The organism is Sodalis-like endosymbiont of Proechinophthirus fluctus (genome assembly GCF_001602625.1).
Lineage (GTDB): Bacteria > Pseudomonadota > Gammaproteobacteria > Enterobacterales > Enterobacteriaceae.
Window position 1 is genome coordinate 320 of sequence record NZ_LECR01000068.1, and the last position, 1,107, is coordinate 1,426.

Annotated in this window: 1 protein-coding gene and 2 pseudogenes; all 3 read left to right on the forward strand. The window is 50.7% G+C overall.

The window, feature by feature from the left end; genetic code table 11:
* Positions 1-398, forward strand: a pseudogene (locus BG74_RS17560) (phosphopantothenoylcysteine decarboxylase domain-containing protein); the annotation flags it as partial.
* The gene (gene dut / locus BG74_RS06725; protein WP_066597430.1) at positions 376-834 is read left to right on the forward strand and encodes a dUTP diphosphatase; all 459 of its coding nucleotides are present in this window, start codon (positions 376-378) and stop codon (positions 832-834) included. The pseudogene BG74_RS17560 and the gene dut, both read left to right, overlap by 23 nt.
* A gap of 130 nt (positions 835-964) precedes the next feature.
* Positions 965-1,107, forward strand: a pseudogene (gene slmA / locus BG74_RS17565) (nucleoid occlusion factor SlmA); the annotation flags it as partial.

A 1,107-nucleotide genomic window follows, 5' to 3' on the forward strand; every position in this document is an offset into this window, starting at 1 on the left:
TCGGCTGCGCGGCGGTGGCAGACTATCGCGCCAGCTGTTTTTCACCGGAAAAAATCAAAAATCAGGGTGATGACCTTATGATCACCCTGATTAAAAATCCTGATATTGTGGCGGCCGTGGGCGCACTAACAAAACAACGTCCTTACGTCGTCGGATTTGCCGCAGAAACCCACAATATAGAAGAATACGCCCGGAAAAAGCGTATAAATAAGCAAATGGATTTAATTTGCGCTAATGACGTTTCCCAAACAGGCCAAGGGTTTAACAGTGATAACAGTGCATTGCATCTGTTCTGGCAGGATGGGGAAACCATGTTACCTTTGAGCGGTAAATCACTGCTCGCTCAACAACTAATTGACGAGATTGTTAACCGTTATGATGAAAAAAATCGACATTAAGATCCTGGACCGCCGCATTGGCGATCGATTCCCGCTGCCGGCTTACGCCACTACAGGGTCTGCCGGTCTGGATTTACACGCTTGTATCAATGAGCTGGTGGTGCTGACGCCTGGTGAAACCACCCTGATCCCGACCGGCCTGGCGATTCACATTGGCGATGCCAATCTGGCGGCAGTTATCCTGCCGAGATCTGGTCTGGGTCACAAGAATGGTATCGTGCTGGGTAATCTGGTGGGACTTATTGATTCGGACTACCAAGGGCCGCTGATGGTCTCGGTCTGGAACCGTAGCCAGGACATTTTTACCGTTGAGCCGGGGGAGCGCATGGCACAAATGGTCTTTGTGCCCGTCGTGCAGGCGGAATTTAACTTGGTAGAATACTTCGATACCAGCGAACGCGGCGAAGGGGGCTTCGGCCACTCTGGGCGATCATAGCCCCTGACGATTCAGCCCATTACCTGGCATCGAATACAAATCCATTAACGCCGTAGCGCCGCGCGCTACAGCCGATGTATGGTGTTTAACCATATATTGACAGTGATTACTCAGGGACCCTATATTCAGCATGGCAGAAAAAGAGAATACGAAATGCAACCGGCGCGAGGATATTCTGCAGGCATTGGAAAAGATGCTTGAATCCAGCTACGGGGTAGCTAACGTATTACCACCGCAAAATTGGCAGCCAATGTTGGCGTTTCGGAAGCCGCA

Excerpts from the sequence above, each read along its gene's own strand:
- dut (WP_066597430.1), top strand. The coding sequence starts at position 376 with ATGATGAAAAAAATCGACATTAAGATCCTGGACCGCCGCATTGGCGAT.